This is a genomic window from Halomonas sp. Cn5-12 (genome assembly GCF_021532545.1).
Lineage (GTDB): Bacteria > Pseudomonadota > Gammaproteobacteria > Pseudomonadales > Halomonadaceae > Vreelandella > Vreelandella aquamarina.
The window spans coordinates 69,479-83,732 of sequence record NZ_JAKGAY010000002.1; the positions used below are offsets into that span (position 1 = coordinate 69,479).

Annotated in this window: 11 protein-coding genes; 5 read left to right on the forward strand and 6 right to left on the reverse strand. The window is 55.7% G+C overall.

The features are described from left to right. Positions 1-22: 22 nt before the first annotated feature. Entirely contained in the window at positions 23-1,066 is a 1,044-nt protein-coding gene (locus L1249_RS01680) for a L,D-transpeptidase family protein (protein WP_016916424.1), read from the forward strand. Between the two features lie 126 nt (positions 1,067-1,192). Here L1249_RS01680 and L1249_RS01685 read toward each other — a convergent pair whose 3' ends face one another. The 6 genes from L1249_RS01685 to uvrA all read right to left on the reverse strand — a co-directional run bounded on the left by L1249_RS01685 (position 1,193) and on the right by uvrA (position 10,279). Next, entirely contained in the window at positions 1,193-2,098 is a 906-nt protein-coding gene (locus L1249_RS01685) for a hypothetical protein (RefSeq protein ID WP_074211193.1), read from the reverse strand. Positions 2,099-2,616: 518 nt separating this feature from the next. Next, on the reverse strand, positions 2,617-3,705 hold the full coding sequence (locus L1249_RS17645; RefSeq protein WP_074211192.1) for a TniQ family protein: 1,089 nt from the start codon (positions 3,703-3,705) through the stop codon (positions 2,617-2,619). Further along, positions 3,705-4,589 carry a TniB family NTP-binding protein gene (locus L1249_RS01690; protein ID WP_044630314.1) on the reverse strand — a complete coding sequence of 295 codons (885 nt, stop codon included), beginning with the start codon at positions 4,587-4,589 and terminating at the stop codon, positions 3,705-3,707. Before L1249_RS01690 ends, L1249_RS17645 begins: the two co-directional genes overlap by 1 nt. After that, on the reverse strand, positions 4,586-6,514 hold the full coding sequence (locus L1249_RS01695) for a Mu transposase C-terminal domain-containing protein (RefSeq protein ID WP_062360467.1): 1,929 nt from the start codon (positions 6,512-6,514) through the stop codon (positions 4,586-4,588). The genes L1249_RS01690 and L1249_RS01695 overlap by 4 nt, the downstream gene beginning before the upstream one ends. Then, complete coding sequence (locus L1249_RS01700; protein WP_044630316.1) at positions 6,507-7,187, reverse strand: heteromeric transposase endonuclease subunit TnsA; 681 nt, start codon at positions 7,185-7,187, stop codon at positions 6,507-6,509. The genes L1249_RS01695 and L1249_RS01700 overlap by 8 nt, the downstream gene beginning before the upstream one ends. Positions 7,188-7,429: 242 nt before the next feature. Beyond that, positions 7,430-10,279: an excinuclease ABC subunit UvrA gene (uvrA, locus tag L1249_RS01705; RefSeq protein WP_044630317.1), complete on the reverse strand. Its 2,850-nt coding sequence runs from the start codon at positions 10,277-10,279 to the stop codon at positions 7,430-7,432. Between the two features lie 171 nt (positions 10,280-10,450). Here uvrA and L1249_RS01710 point away from each other — a divergent pair, with 171 nt between their 5' ends. The 4 genes from L1249_RS01710 to L1249_RS01725 all read left to right on the forward strand — a co-directional run bounded on the left by L1249_RS01710 (position 10,451) and on the right by L1249_RS01725 (position 14,200). Beyond that, positions 10,451-11,830 carry an MFS transporter gene (locus L1249_RS01710; protein ID WP_058579861.1) on the forward strand — a complete coding sequence of 460 codons (1,380 nt, stop codon included), beginning with the start codon at positions 10,451-10,453 and terminating at the stop codon, positions 11,828-11,830. Between the two features lie 79 nt (positions 11,831-11,909). Beyond that, positions 11,910-12,500, forward strand: a complete 591-nt coding sequence (gene ssb, locus L1249_RS01715; RefSeq protein ID WP_062360470.1) for a single-stranded DNA-binding protein — start codon at positions 11,910-11,912, stop codon at positions 12,498-12,500. 75 nt (positions 12,501-12,575) lie between these two features. Continuing rightward, positions 12,576-13,469, forward strand: coding sequence for a sugar nucleotide-binding protein (locus L1249_RS01720; protein WP_058579859.1), 894 nt, complete (start codon positions 12,576-12,578; stop codon positions 13,467-13,469). After that, complete coding sequence (locus L1249_RS01725; RefSeq protein ID WP_044630321.1) at positions 13,466-14,200, forward strand: lysophospholipid acyltransferase family protein; 735 nt, start codon at positions 13,466-13,468, stop codon at positions 14,198-14,200. The genes L1249_RS01720 and L1249_RS01725 overlap by 4 nt, the downstream gene beginning before the upstream one ends. Positions 14,201-14,254 lie beyond the last annotated feature (54 nt).

Below are 14,254 nucleotides of genomic sequence, written 5' to 3' on the forward strand. Positions count from 1 at the left end.
TAAGAGATTCCTCCCATGGCCAATGCAGATCGGCTTCATCGTGAGTGTGATGGTTTCGTTTCTGGCATGGCTCCCTGTCGCCATGGCGGCACAACCTTCCACTGCCCAGGAGACGGAATGGCCCAAGGGGCATTACCCGCTACCTGAGGAAGGCAATATTATCGGAGAGGCTGACACCTTCATCGTGAAGAATTACGAGGATACTCTGATTGATATTGCCAGACGTCACAACCTTGGCTACCAGGAGATTGTACGTGCTAACCCAGAGGTCAGTATTTGGGTGCCCGGAGTGGGTACTGAAGTAACCATTCCAGGACGCTTCATCCTGCCGAATGTCGAGCGTACTGGGGTCGTCATCAATATCGCCGAGCTGCGGCTTTACTACTACCCAGATGTCAAAACCGGTGAGACACCGCGCGTTGAGACCTATCCTATCGGCATCGGTCGCGAAGGGTTTGATACACCCCTTGGTGTGACCGAGACCACCATGAACATTAAAAACCCCGCATGGTACCCGCCTGAGTCGGTAAAACGTGAAGCGGAAGCACGCGGCGAAACCGCACCAAGCGTTGTACCGCCCGGCCCCGATAACCCGCTAGGAGACCATGCCATCATCCTAGGCTTCGATGGCTATTTGATTCACGGCACCAACCAGCCCGATGGCATTGGCATGCGCGCAAGCCGAGGTTGTATCCGCATGTTACCCAAAGACATCGAATCTATATTTGACCGCATTCCACCCGGCACCCAAGTCAACATCATCAATCAGCCGATCAAGATAGGTTGGGAAGGCGGTCAGCCGCTGATTCAAGCCTTTCCGCCGCTTGGAGAAGAAGAGCACAGTATGACCGCACTCACAGAGACCATGACACGCCTTAACCAATACAATGTCGATAACGTAAACCTCGATTACGAGCAGCTCAGCGATGTCCTGTCACTCTCTAACGGGCTTATAACCCCACTACATCCAAAGCAGGAACAGGAGCCACAGCGCCACAGCCCAGAAGAGAAGGCTATCAAGGGCATTTATGAAGACCTGGTTTTGACGTCATCTCAACGGTCATGACACGCCTTTTGGCACCCCGTTGAGCCCTGGCATATAGGTAGAGAGCCATAGCCCCGTCCAAACGGCGGGGCGACATTCGCCTACAGAGTCGCGGGGCCCTCCAAGTGACTGCGCGCTATCAGTGTCTTAGCACTCAATATCCAGAGGCAGCCAGTAGGTAACGCCACCCACTACCACCTGTATCCCGTCTGTCGTCCGCTCTACGGTCTGTTGTCGAAGCATTTTCTGCGTTAATTTTGTGTCATGGAAATACTCCATGGCAGCAACGATCCATGCCTCCCTCCAGGCCTCTCCTTGATCAGCACACCGGGCCATCGTCATCAGGGTGCGGGCTAGTGTTTCTTTTCGCCGCTTTCTTGCCCGTTTTACATCCACCCGAGGAGCCAACGTGGTGGCATGTTGGCGATTTAAGAAATTAGTAAACCCCGTGACCGAGGCTGCTTGTCCGGGCACCGCATGCAAATAGTTGTCCACATCGCCCTGTTGAGGCAGTCGCTGCCCCTCCCGGTTAGTAGCGAGTAGCAATGCGGCTGCCGCTCTTAGTGCAAGTCGTGCGGAGGTGTGGGACGTTTTGCCCGCCTCTATACGGGTTTCCAATTGCAGCCAATAGGCTTGCAGCACTTGGTCTGATAGCGAAGCGAACGGCATAGAACTGAGACACGCTTGAATACGTCTTTTCTCTGAGTCGATCCGCTTTGCTTGGTGATCCGGCTCTACCCCTTGCTCTTCATGCAACCATCGCATGGGAAGCCTCACACGCCGCAAGCCCTCCGCCCCGAAGTGATGAAGTAGCTCCGAATAGCTCGGTATCCGTGACCATGCCTGGTCGAGCTCAAGGAAGAACGAGAAGAAATGATTGATCTTGAGGGCAGCCTTATGCGGCCCAGTGATACGAATCAGCCATTCACCAAATTCCCCAAAGGCCTCACTTAACGCTTTGGTAGTGATACCGGCTTGGCCAATGGTGATGCGTTTACGGCATGTTCGCGTCCAATAGCAGGGCTCACAGGCATCACCTCGACCCGCTGGCATGGGATTACCACACGATGGGCAGGCAATTTCCCCTTGCTCATTACAGGCTTTGCACAACGCATCCCCGTTGGGTGCCACCACCAATAAACGATGTCGACGACATGCAGAACAGGTACCGTGGTCTGCTGTCGAACAGCGTGGACATAAGCGATGATCATGCCCCATACGCGCCACTCGGGTAAGACGTTGAGATGCTTTCCCACACGCCTCGCAGGGCTCTGGTTCTTTGAAATAGGGAGCGCAGGCGATACAGACAGGGCCGTAGGGAGTGACCTTGCCGATGTTGTAGTCTGAACTGGCTTTTCCACATCGTGCACACGGTTTGTCAACGTTGCACTGACGACAGACGGCGTCTGGGTCATTCTTAGGCAGACGGGCTAACTCACCACATCGTGGGCACATCCGCCGCTTAAACACACGAGCATAGCAAGTTGAACAGTAGCCGTGCCCTTTATGGCGTCGCCACAATTTGGAGACTTCTCGGCCACACTCATCGCAGTCGACCGTTTGGTGTTGATTCAAGAGGTTGGCTCCGCTTTCATTCTGCGTTTTAAACGCGCCCATGAGGCTCTAACAGCGCGTTCCGACATGGGGCGACAAGCCGGGGGAACACGGCGGCGATGCGGCCCATGAGGGTGGTGAGATAACCGTGATAGCAGCGGCAACAACACAACGGGGGGCGACCTTCGGGGATCATGAAGCGCGCTCGTTTTGACATTGCACGCGACCAGAACGCTGAACGTTTCTTCAAGGCCCATACTGAGCAAGCGTTCCAACGCTACCAATAAGGCACAACGCTCGCTGACAGCCAGCAGCTCAAACGCCAGGCCAGACACAGGCATTCGGCAATCCGTAACCGAAATGCCCAATGAAAGAAGCGCATCGGCCAGGGGTGACACAGGCCGCCGACTTGCACGCCGTATAACGCCAATAAAAAAGGCCACCATAGAAAACCAATCGGCGGGTGCGATAGAGGCCTGCCTAAACGTCACCTTATCCTGTTCTAACACACGATCAGCCATCACTTGAACACTGAACGCTTCAGGTAAAGGCGACGTGCATACCGCCTTTCTAAAATCGTTATGACACCGGCTGCATTGAGCTAAATGTTGATCTTCCGCTGTCAGGCGATGGGGCTCTATAGGGGCCTTGCATGCTGGGCACTCATCTACCAGCTGCACCCCATGAAAGCGGCACCCAGTGTGCCAAGCGAATCGCCAGTGCCGGCGCAAGTAGGGGGTTGAGTCCTCTGCCAAGCACAACGTGCATACCTGTTGTCCTCCATGGCGGGTTCGATTTCGGCTGCCGAGTGCCAACAACCAGGGCCAAGTCCGGGTTTCCGGTAACGAGTAACCGACCACTTTCTCACAATCGTCCCGCATCCCCGCTTTCTGAAACTTAGCGGAAGATATCCCCGAGGCATTCACTAATGGGCGCATTCTTGCGAGGGGTATTTCCCTATCAATGTCCCTCGTCCATATACGCCATGTTGGCCAAATAGCCCCGGTGAGCGACAAAGGATCACACCCCTGTCGCAACGCCGCCCGAACGAGCCATGATGAAAGGGACTCCTCAGGCAGCAGGGGCACACTCAGCGCCCAGGTCATTACAGCATCACTTCCCTAATGCCACGGGTGGGCCGCACCCATGATTTACTCTGAATAATTTTCTCATCGATGCACTCAGCTCCAGACAAAATAGCGGCATTTGCACACTCAATCAGCAGCCGGTGCAGGTCACCCAAATTACCGCCAGAAATCGCGTGGAGCTGGGTCGCCAATTGGGGCTCATGCAGTTGGGAAGGATGTTTGAGAGGTAATATCTTCTCAAAGCCAGCGAGCAGCTTCTGAAACTCCTGATTGAGCTCCCACTTTGGTAACGCGACCACATCAAAGCGACTCGCATGCTGTGGGTCTGAATGCAGCACACGCACAGCATCTTGCGTCCCCACACCAACGATGGGAATCATTAGCTCATTGCATAAAAGCTTAATGGCATTCATCGTTTCGCGCTGCTTAACAGCACCACCGGTTAACAGAGAGTGAAACTCATCGATGATCAGTAAGCGCGTATGGCAAGCACGCAGTTGATGAATCACCTGGTAGCGCAGCTTGGGAACAGGATCTGTAGGCTGGTAGGGAGCCCAGAAACTCTCTAGCACTGCGATATACAGACTTTTCTCATCGGCACTCGGGGGAGCCTGAGTGACAACAACAGGCTTCACGGGCTCTACGTCTTCATTCACGTAGCCTTCACCGTACTGCTTACGAAACCGTTGAACGATGGTTGTCTTTCCGTTGTTGGAGTCACCCACGAGCAAGAGGTTAGGCATACGAGGACGACTGGGCTTCTCCATCAACCCACGCATGACCTCAATGACACGATTGGCCAATGGATAGCCCAACCAGCGCGGTTGATCCATAAACTCCATTCGCTCTTTAGCGGACAGCCCCAAGACGTGACGAAGATCAGGATGAAGGTGTGTGCTCATGCTATGTCCCAGTTCACATCGATATCACCCGTTAAAAGACCGTCCCCTTGAGCGGGTGTCTCTTTAGGGGCCGCAGTTGAGGGCGCATGTAAAAGGGGATCTGCAGGCGTCACCTTCTTCTCATGCTCTTTACGTCGTTGTGCCTGACGGCGACTTCGCTTAGTACGTGCTTGCGACTCCTCCACATGGGTTCGCAGCTCACTAATAGCGCGTAGAATTTCAGTCTCATTGACCGAGTTTCTTCCTTCCTGCCGAAGGCGCGCTTTAGCTTGGGCATACTCCCAAACACTCATCGAGGGGAGGGCAAGATTGGCAAAGGGCACGCGAAAATAGTGCCCGAGCTCCGGGTCTTTGAACCAAATGACACTAATGTCGCGAGGGTCGCGCCGGAAAACAAAGGTGCGTTTCTTGTCTGGCATGTCTGGATCTTTGGCATTGATCCAAGGTCTTAGCGCTTCATCGTAATAGTTTATGCCATCGATGGTCACACCAAAGGTCTGGATCGTACGCTGAAAGCTGGGCAAAAAATCGAGCAATACAGAGAGCCTGTCAGCAGGCCTCGGCGCTAATCCCACTCCCTGCACATCCGCATTGCCAAACACACCAATTTCCCACTTTTTCATCGGCGACATACCAATCCCAGAATGAAGGCGCTGGTGGTAAACCTTGCAAATCAACGTCACCAGCCACTCTTCAAACTCGCTTTTCGTCATGGCCGCGTGCTTCTCTGGATCGTATCCCTCTTTCTCTTTAATGGAGGAGAAGGTCGTCCCAGGCAGGTTATGGATTTCCTTTAGAAGAGAGCCCAGTACCCGCTCAATGTGGCCACCATAACGAGGCTGCTTAACAGGCCGAAACTCAAGGTTGACCCCATAGGCTAGGCATGAGCGCCGAAACGTCTCAGAGCGAAAATCTGGGCCGTTATCGACATGAATCGTGGCGGGTGTGCCCCATACCGGCCACTCAGCCTCCACATTATGCAGTAGCAACCACTCATCTTTAGGAAGCATGGAGTGCGCCACACACATGCCGACAGATGTTTCAGAGGGCGGGTCAAACGACAAGTAATACCCCGTGACCATGCGAGTAAACACGTCCATGGCCAACGTAATCCATGGGCGACCAATCGGCTTGCGATACACGTCATCGACCAAAATAATATCGGCAGGCGTGTGGTCAATCTGCATAACGGCTAACGGATAGTCCGCATTGGGAAATTTTCCGGCAGCCGGCTGGAACTTGTTAATGGCTTTGTCTCTAAAACCATGGCCACGCAACCGGTCACGCTCTGGGATATCACGCAGACGAGCACGAACGGTACCAGGGCTCGGCGGGTCGATGCGCCGTTCATGGCAGCGCCGCATGACTTCCTGTACCGCTTTTTGTGCGGACGGACGCTGCAGCGTCAAATACACCTCTTTGATGACTTCCTGAATCACTGCCTCGGCATGCGCGGGAATACGCGACTTTCCCTTCTTCCACCCTGGCTTTTGAGGAATCAATGCGAGCACCGAGCCCGTCGCTTTATACCGCTTCAACCAACGGTAGATCGTAGCCGTATCAACCCCCGTTTGTTTCGCACGCTCCTCCGCTGCATCCCGCCCCACCGTATGGCGATCCACCAAGGGCTTAATGATGGAAAAGCGATGCTCGGCCTCCCGCCAATCGGTATCCCCAATCTCGGACATATCCTGCTCAGGGGATACGGACCCGCTATTGAGAGGCGCTAGTTCTTTGATGCGAAGCGGGCAACTACGCCCGGACTCAACGGCAATGCCAATGACTGTCTCAAAATCGAGCACCTGGGAAATTCGGTAAACGGTGCCATCTTTCTGAACCTGCTCACCCACCATAATCTGCAAGTGTTGGCGTGTTTGGGCGACGCCGTTATTGGGTTCAGTTGCGCTGCCACGATGGTTATTCATAATCGGGTACCCATACCTCCGATAGAGGACTGAAGGATTGGGCCATATCGCAATCTAACTGCCGAGTCGCCAGTAGATGCCATAAATGCGCAATCCCCTCTGCCCGGTAAATATCGCCCATAAAGTGCCGAGAAAGCAGGTAATCCAAGGTCGCCACCCCCATTTCCCTCACCGTGTTGAGGACTGCCTGGCTTTCGACAGAGGGAAACACCATCCGCTTGTAGCGCGCTAGGAAGGTAATGTTGTCCAAGGTCTTATCACGAATGCGGCTTTCATCATGAATGCGAAACGCCCAGCCCTCATTGTTGGCATGCCGTATCGCCGCCTTCCATTTAGGCGACCATTCACGCCAATGTGCTTGCCACTTTTCCCGTGGTTTGACTTCCACCAGGAGAGGTTTCGGGTAGTCCTTGTAATGACGGTTACCGAGACGGTAATAAACTAAATAATCCGGCGTGTAGGTGTAACGCCTACCGGTCACTGGATGATGAAACGAGATCTCGCACGGCTGGGATATCACACCAAGGACGCTCACATCAAAGTCAGCCTTTATGAGGAAATCACGTTCGAGCGTCGACTCGAACGCAATAGACTCCTCCCCGCGAAAGGCATAGTAGCCAGACACACTTCGTCGGGTAGGGCCGATTTTACGAACAGATGTAGGCAGTGGCATGAGCAGTCGCACCAAATGTTGAATAAAACGTGGCCTGTCGCAGCAATTGCTATTAATTCTGTCGCATTCAATCCTGCATAGACTACCATAATAGCCCGATATTACGCCCTGAGGGTCGCACTAATTGCTGAAAATGACAACTGGACTTAAGCCTAGAATGTCCGCCAGCTGCTCCTGGGAGAGCGGCAGGCGGAATTGGCCACTAATATCGTGATTGGCTTCGGGCACCGGGTAGCTAAGCGCTAGGAAGTGGATGATGCGCGTTTGGCCCGCTCCAGTAGTGGCGCCAGGAAGCGCCCGGTATGCGAAACGCTCTGCTTGGCAATCTGCTCGGGCGTGCCCTCAGCAATAATTTGCCCGCCGCCAGAGCCACCTTCCGGTCCAAGATCAATGAGCCAGTCGGCGGTTTTGATCACATCCAAGTTGTGCTCAATCACGACAATCGTATTGCCGTGATCGCGCAGTCGGTGGAGTACGGTCAGCAGCTGGCGAATATCTTCAAAATGTAGGCCTGTGGTAGGTTCATCCAAAATGTAGAGCGTTTTGCCGGTGTCGCGCTTAGCTAGCTCTCGGGCCAGTTTGACACGCTGTGCTTCACCGCCGGATAACGTGGTGGCGCTTTGCCCTAAGCGAATATACGAGAGCCCTACGTCCATTAGCGTTTGCAGGCGGCGGGCAATGGCGGGCACCGGGCTGAAGAATGCCAGCGCGTCTTCCACGGTCATTTCCAGCACTTCGTGGATGGTCTTGCCTTTATAGTGAATATCCAGCGTTTCGCGGTTGTAACGCTTACCTTTACATACATCGCAGGGTACGTAGATATCCGGCAGGAAGTGCATCTCTACCTTGATCATGCCCTCGCCCTGACACGCTTCACAGCGCCCGCCCTTAACGTTAAAGCTGAAGCGGCCCGGCTTATAGCCCCGTGAGCGCGCCTCTTGGGTACCCGCAAATAGCTCGCGAATGGGCGTGAAAATACCGGTGTACGTCGCAGGGTTAGAGCGCGGCGTACGGCCAATGGGGCTCTGGTCGATATCGATCACTTTATCGAGCTGATCAAGCCCTTCAACCTTCTCATAGGGCGCTGGGGTCAAGGTGGTGGCGCGGTTAAGCTCACGGGCGGCAATGGGCATCAGCGTGCCGTTAATCAGCGTTGATTTACCCGAGCCAGAAACCCCCGTCACGGCAATAAACAGCCCCAAAGGCAGGCTCAGCGTGACGTTTTGCAGGTTATTGCCTGTCGCGCCGCGCACGACCAACTGCTTTTCCGGATTGCTGGGAATACGGTAGGGCGGCACGGCGATTTCACGAGTGCCGGAAAGATACTGACCGGTGAGCGAGTTGGGGTTATCCATCACTTGCTGGGGCGTGCCTTGGGCGACGATTTCACCGCCATGCACACCAGCACCGGGGCCGATATCCAGCACATGGTCTGCCGCGCGAATGGCGTCTTCGTCGTGTTCGACCACAATCACGGTATTGCCCAGGTCGCGCAGTCGCTCCAGGGTTTTCAACAGGCGGTCATTGTCCCGCTGATGCAGGCCGATAGAGGGCTCGTCCAGAATGTACATGACGCCCACCAGCCCCGCGCCGATTTGGCTAGCCAGACGGATACGCTGGGCTTCGCCGCCGGAGAGGGTGTCGGCGCTGCGCTCTAGGTTCAGGTAGTCCAGGCCCACGTTGACCAGGAACTCTAGGCGCGCGTGAATCTCGTTGACGATCTTGTCGGCAATTTCGCCTTTACGCCCCGGCAGGGCCAGCTCGGCAAAGTAGCGCCACGCGTCGCCAATCGGCAGGTGAACGATATCCGCAATGTTGTGGTCATCCACGTACACATGGCGCGACTCTTTGCGCAGCCGCGAGCCGCCGCAGGTGGTACACGGCTGCACGGCGATATACTTGGCGAGATCATCACGCACCATGTTGGATTCGGTTTCCCGATAGCGGCGCTGCATGTTGGGCAGCACGCCTTCAAAGGCATGCTCCCGGGTGACTTTGCGGCCGCGATCCCCCACGTACACGAACGGAATTTGCTCATTGCCGCTACCGTTGAGGATGATCTCACGCTCGTGGCGAGCCAGCTCCTGCCAGGGGGTTTCCAGCTCGAAGCGGTAGTGCTTGGCGAGTGCCTGCAACTGGGTGAAATAGTAAATGTTGCGCCGATCCCAGCCTTTAATGACGCCTTCTGCGAGGGAAAGCTCTGGATGGCTAATCAGCTTATCTGGGTCAAAGTACTGCTGAACGCCGAGGCCATCACAGGTAGGGCAGGCGCCCGCAGGGTTGTTAAAAGAGAACATGCGCGGCTCAAGCTCTGAGAGCGAGTAGCCACATACCGGGCAGGCAAAGCGCGAGGAGAAGGCGAGGTCTTCCTGCTCGCCATCCATAAAGTGAATCATCGCCGTGCCGTCGGCCAGGTTTAGCGCGGTCTCAAACGATTCCGCTAAGCGCTGGGCGATATCGTCGCGCACTTTAAAGCGGTCCACTACCACGCTGATATCGTGTTTTTTACGCTTATCCAATGGTGCGATGTCGTCGAGTTCGAGCACTTGACCGTCGATCTGCACCCGCACGAACCCCTGGGCACGCAGCTCGCTGAGCAATTGTAAATGCTCGCCTTTGCGGCCCTTCACCATAGGGGCCAGCAGCATTAGCTTGGTGCCCTCGGCGAGGTTCATTACCTGATCGACCATCTGCGAAATGGTCTGGGCTTCTAAGTCTTCACCGTGCTCTGGGCAACGGGGCGTGCCTGCGCGGGCAAACAGCAGACGCAGGTAGTCGTAAATTTCGGTGATAGTGCCCACGGTTGAGCGCGGGTTGTGGGAGGTGGATTTCTGCTCAATAGAGATCGCAGGAGAGAGACCTTCGATGTGGTCCACATCGGGCTTCTCCATCATCGAGAGGAATTGGCGTGCATAGGTAGAGAGCGACTCCACGTAGCGACGCTGCCCCTCGGCATAGAGCGTGTCAAACGCCAGCGATGACTTACCGGAACCGGAAAGCCCGGTAATGACGATAAGCTTGTCGCGAGGCAGCTCCACATCGATCTGCTTGAGGTTGTGGGTGCGGGCACCCCTGACCAGAATGCTGTCCATCAACACCTCGAATCGCGTGGCAAAAGCGTAATTATACGATTGCTGTCCCCTTCCCGGCAAAACTGTCTCTGCCTGCGTCACCGCGCTTGGCGTTTCCAGCGTGATGACAAAGCGCTAGAATGGGGGGTTACCTCAGGCCGTTCTGGCCCATCCACCATACACAAGGGCACTATGCGCAAGGTTTCCGCACTGCTGCTGGCCGCTGAACGCCGTGCAATCAGCGGCTTGGCCGGCCTTTATGCGTCTCGTATGCTGGGACTGTTCATGGTTCTGCCGGTGCTCGCGCTTTATGCCGACACGTTGACAGGCGCTACGCCGCTACTGGTTGGCGTGGCGTTAGGCATTTATGGCTTAACCCAGGCGACGCTGCAAATCCCGTTTGGTTTGCTCTCTGACCGCATTGGTCGTAAGCGTGTCATTGCGATGGGGCTGCTGATTTTTGCTTTTGGCAGCGTGGTAGCGGCCATGGCAGATAGCATTGGCGGGGTAATTTTAGGTCGCGCCCTTCAGGGGGGCGGTGCCGTGGCGGCCGCCATAATGGCTCTATTGGCAGATCAAACCCGCGAGCAGGTACGCACGGCGGCCATGGCCACCATTGGCCTTTCGATCGGCGTATCGTTTGCCATTGCCATGGTGCTTGGCCCTTGGTTAGCCTCCTGGGCGGGGCTCTCTGGGGTGTTTTGGTTTACCGCACTCCTAACATTGGTGGGACTGTTAGTCCTTTGGCGCTGGGTGCCGCCTGCGCCGCGCCGGTTACGCCACCGTGACGTAGGGCTGGACCGGAAGCAGTTTAAAAGTGTGATTACCCGGCCGGATTTGTGGCGGCTTGATCTATCGATTTTTGCGCTGCATCTTGTCCTCATGGCAATCTTTGTGGCTATCCCCTTCCGCTTACTCAATGCGGGGGTAGCAGTGGAGTACCATGGATTAGCCTACCTAGGCATTATGGCACTCTCTTTTGTGGCGATGGTGCCGCTGGTGATCATAGCGGAAAAGCGCCAGCGTATGAGGCTGATGTGCCTATTGGCGATTGGAGCCATCGCTGCCAGCCTAGCCAGCCTAGGGTTGTCGCTTTCCCAGGGGCATTGGCTGTTTGTTTGGCTATTTGTTTTCTTTACCGGCTTTAATTTGCTGGAGGCAACGCTGCCTTCCATGCTTAGCAAGTTGGCCCCAGCGGGTGCTAAGGGCACCGCAATGGGGGTGTATTCCACCAGCCAGTTTCTCGGCGCTTTTTTAGGTGGCACGTTGGGCGGCTTGCTGGCGAATACCTGGGGGCTTAACGCGGTATTTATTGGTTGCGCGGTGCTAGCGCTGGCGTGGTGGGTAGCCATGTGGCGGATGCCTTCTCCTCCGCCGCTCTCCAGCGAGGTGGTGGCGTTACACGATACGCAGCCTGATGCGATCAACTTATTGATGGAGCATCTTGCCGACGTGGTTGGTGTGGAAGATGTGATGGTCGTGCCGGAGGAGCGCCTCATGTATTTGAAGGTAAACCGCAAAGAACTCGATCAAGCGGCGCTGGCAAAACTGATTCCACCGCCGCGACCCTAAAGAATGAGCGCTCACCTGCTAAAAACAGCAGGTAGCGACCTACTCAGTTATTTGTCCGATTACGTAAAGGAGCGACCTCATGGCGCGCGGTATTAACAAAGTTATTTTGATTGGCAACCTGGGCCAAGATCCTGAAGTGCGATTCACCCCTTCTGGCACAGCGGTAGCAAACTTAAACCTAGCCACTTCCGATACCTGGATGGATCGCCAAAGTGGCCAGCGCCAGGAGCGCACCGAGTGGCATCGCGTGGTGCTATTCAACAAAACCGCTGAAATCGCCCAGCAGTACCTTAAAAAAGGCTCAAAAGTGTATATTGAGGGCCGCCTGCAAACGCGCAAATGGCAGGACCAGAACGGTCAAGATCGTTACAGCACGGAGATCGTGGCTAACGATATGCAAATGCTGGATAGCCGTGGCGGCGACTTCCAGGGCGGTGGTGCCCCGCAGGGTGGCTACGCTCAGCAGGCCCCGGCTCAGCAAGCGCCTCCTCAACAGAACTATGGCCAAAACCTGCCCCAGCAGGGCGGCTACCCGCCTCAGGGTGGGGCCCCTCAGCGAGGTGGACAGCCAGCGCCGCAGCAGCAGCCGGCACCGAATAACCAAAACAACAGCTATGGCGCCCCCGATCCGGGTAATTTTGATGATTTCGACGACGAAATTCCGTTCTAGAAAGTACCTTACACACGTTCGTCGATGCGTGGCGCAGTTGCCGCCACGGTTTTGGGTTGAGGGGGAGAGGCTGTCTTGAAGCTGCTGATACTAGATGCCGGGCACTGCTTAAGTTTAGCGCTAGCCCGTGAAGCGAGCCGGCGCGCGGATACCGAGCTAGTCATTGAGCAAGGCCTTGCTGTTTCGCCGAGTCAGCTACAGGCGATAGCGCCCGATGCGGTGCTCATTCCCCCGCTGGCGCACCCGCTGAGCATGACGCTCGCCGAGGTGAAAGCCCATGCGGATGCCGTTGATCGCTGTGTGGATGCCTGCCAAGCCCAAGACGTGGCGCTGGTGTGGTGTGTCTCGGATCAGCTTTATGAAGAGGGATTTGATAGCCCGATTGATGAGCATGTCGTGCCTGCCCCACGTGATGAGTGTTTGCGTCGATTGGTGCAAACAGGCGATCGTATCCGTGCCGAATACCACCGCCATCTGATTGTGCGCTTAGGGCCGCTGTTTGCTTTGGAAGGTAGCCACGCCTGGCTGAGTGAAATTATCGACAGCTTTGTCACGGGGCAGACGGTGCGCGCAGCAGAGGACGTAGTGTTTTGCCCCACCTCTGCCGACGCGGTCGCCATGGCGTTGATTGGCATGCTACAGCAGCAGGCCTGCGGCGCTGACGCCTGGGGAGCCTATCACTTGGCGGGCACTGAGCCGGTCAGTGCGTTCACTTTTACATCAATGGTGCGTACTCAGCTGGCCACTCACCTAGAAGGGCGTGGCGAACATATTGATTTAGGGGAGATACAGGCCCTTAATCATCATCACGACGCCAAGCTGCGTCGGGTATTAAACTGCCGTCGAGTGTTGGATGTTTTTGGTGTGCATCAAAAACCTTGGCGGCTGGAAGTGGGACGCATGCTGGATGCGTGGTGTTTAACCCGTGACCAGCAGCGTGATGACGTTGGGACAGGAGAGTCAGTTTGATCAATGTGGGTCGCAGCCTGCTGTTTTATTTAGGTTATTTCACTGCCATGCTGCTCATTGGGGTGCTTTTTTTACCCATCGCACCGTTTCTGCCACTGGCGGCTCGCTATCGGCTATTGAATCTCTACAACTACTTCTTGATGGTGTGGTTCCGCATTGCCTGCGGTGTGCGCTATGAGATTCAGGGGCGGGAAAATATCCCGTCAGGGCCCTGCGTCATTCAAGCCAATCACCAGTGTGAGTGGGAGACGCTCTTTCTGCAGGTGATGAAGCCGCCGGTGTGCACCGTGCTCAAGCGCGAGCTGCTGCGCATTCCCGTTTTTGGGTGGGGGCTGCGCTTGCTACGCCCGATCAGTTTGGATCGCTCCAAGCCCGCGCGAGCCATGAAACAGGTGCTGACGCAGGGCGTCGAACGTCTGGGCACTGGCCTGTCTGTCCTGATTTTCCCAGAGGGCACGCGGGTAGATCCTGGCGTGCGCAAGCGCTATAACAAAAGCGGTAGCGTCGTTGCTTGCCGAGCCGGTGTGCCGGTGCTTCCCGTCGCTCACAATGCCGGTGAGCGCTGGCCTGGTCGTCACTGGGTCAAGCGCCCGGGTGTACTGCGGGTGCGCATTGGAGCGCCCATTGAGACCTCCGGGCGTACTCCCGATGAAGTCTTGGAAGATGTAGAGGCTTGGATAGAGGGTCAGCTACAGGAAATTTCAGAGGTGCCACGGCCAGCGTCTCGCTAATCGTTTTATAACGCAAAACGGCGCCTCGAAAGGCGCCGTTTTTATGCTGCTTAA

What these genes read in the sequence shown, in the direction of transcription:
- L1249_RS01695 (WP_062360467.1), bottom strand. Translation starts at nt 6,514, where the DNA reads ATGAATAACCATCGTGGCAGCGCAACTGAACCCAATAACGGCGTCGCC.
- L1249_RS17645 (WP_074211192.1), bottom strand. Translation starts at nt 3,705, where the DNA reads ATGACCTGGGCGCTGAGTGTGCCCCTGCTGCCTGAGGAGTCCCTTTCA.
- L1249_RS01710 (WP_058579861.1), top strand. Translation starts at nt 10,451, where the DNA reads ATGCGCAAGGTTTCCGCACTGCTGCTGGCCGCTGAACGCCGTGCAATC.
- L1249_RS01690 (WP_044630314.1), bottom strand. Translation starts at nt 4,589, where the DNA reads ATGAGCACACACCTTCATCCTGATCTTCGTCACGTCTTGGGGCTGTCC.
- ssb (WP_062360470.1), top strand. Translation starts at nt 11,910, where the DNA reads ATGGCGCGCGGTATTAACAAAGTTATTTTGATTGGCAACCTGGGCCAA.
- uvrA (WP_044630317.1), bottom strand. Translation starts at nt 10,279, where the DNA reads ATGGACAGCATTCTGGTCAGGGGTGCCCGCACCCACAACCTCAAGCAG.
- L1249_RS01700 (WP_044630316.1), bottom strand. Translation starts at nt 7,187, where the DNA reads ATGCCACTGCCTACATCTGTTCGTAAAATCGGCCCTACCCGACGAAGT.
- L1249_RS01685 (WP_074211193.1), bottom strand. Translation starts at nt 2,098, where the DNA reads ATGCCAGCGGGTCGAGGTGATGCCTGTGAGCCCTGCTATTGGACGCGA.
- L1249_RS01680 (WP_016916424.1), top strand. Translation starts at nt 23, where the DNA reads ATGCAGATCGGCTTCATCGTGAGTGTGATGGTTTCGTTTCTGGCATGG.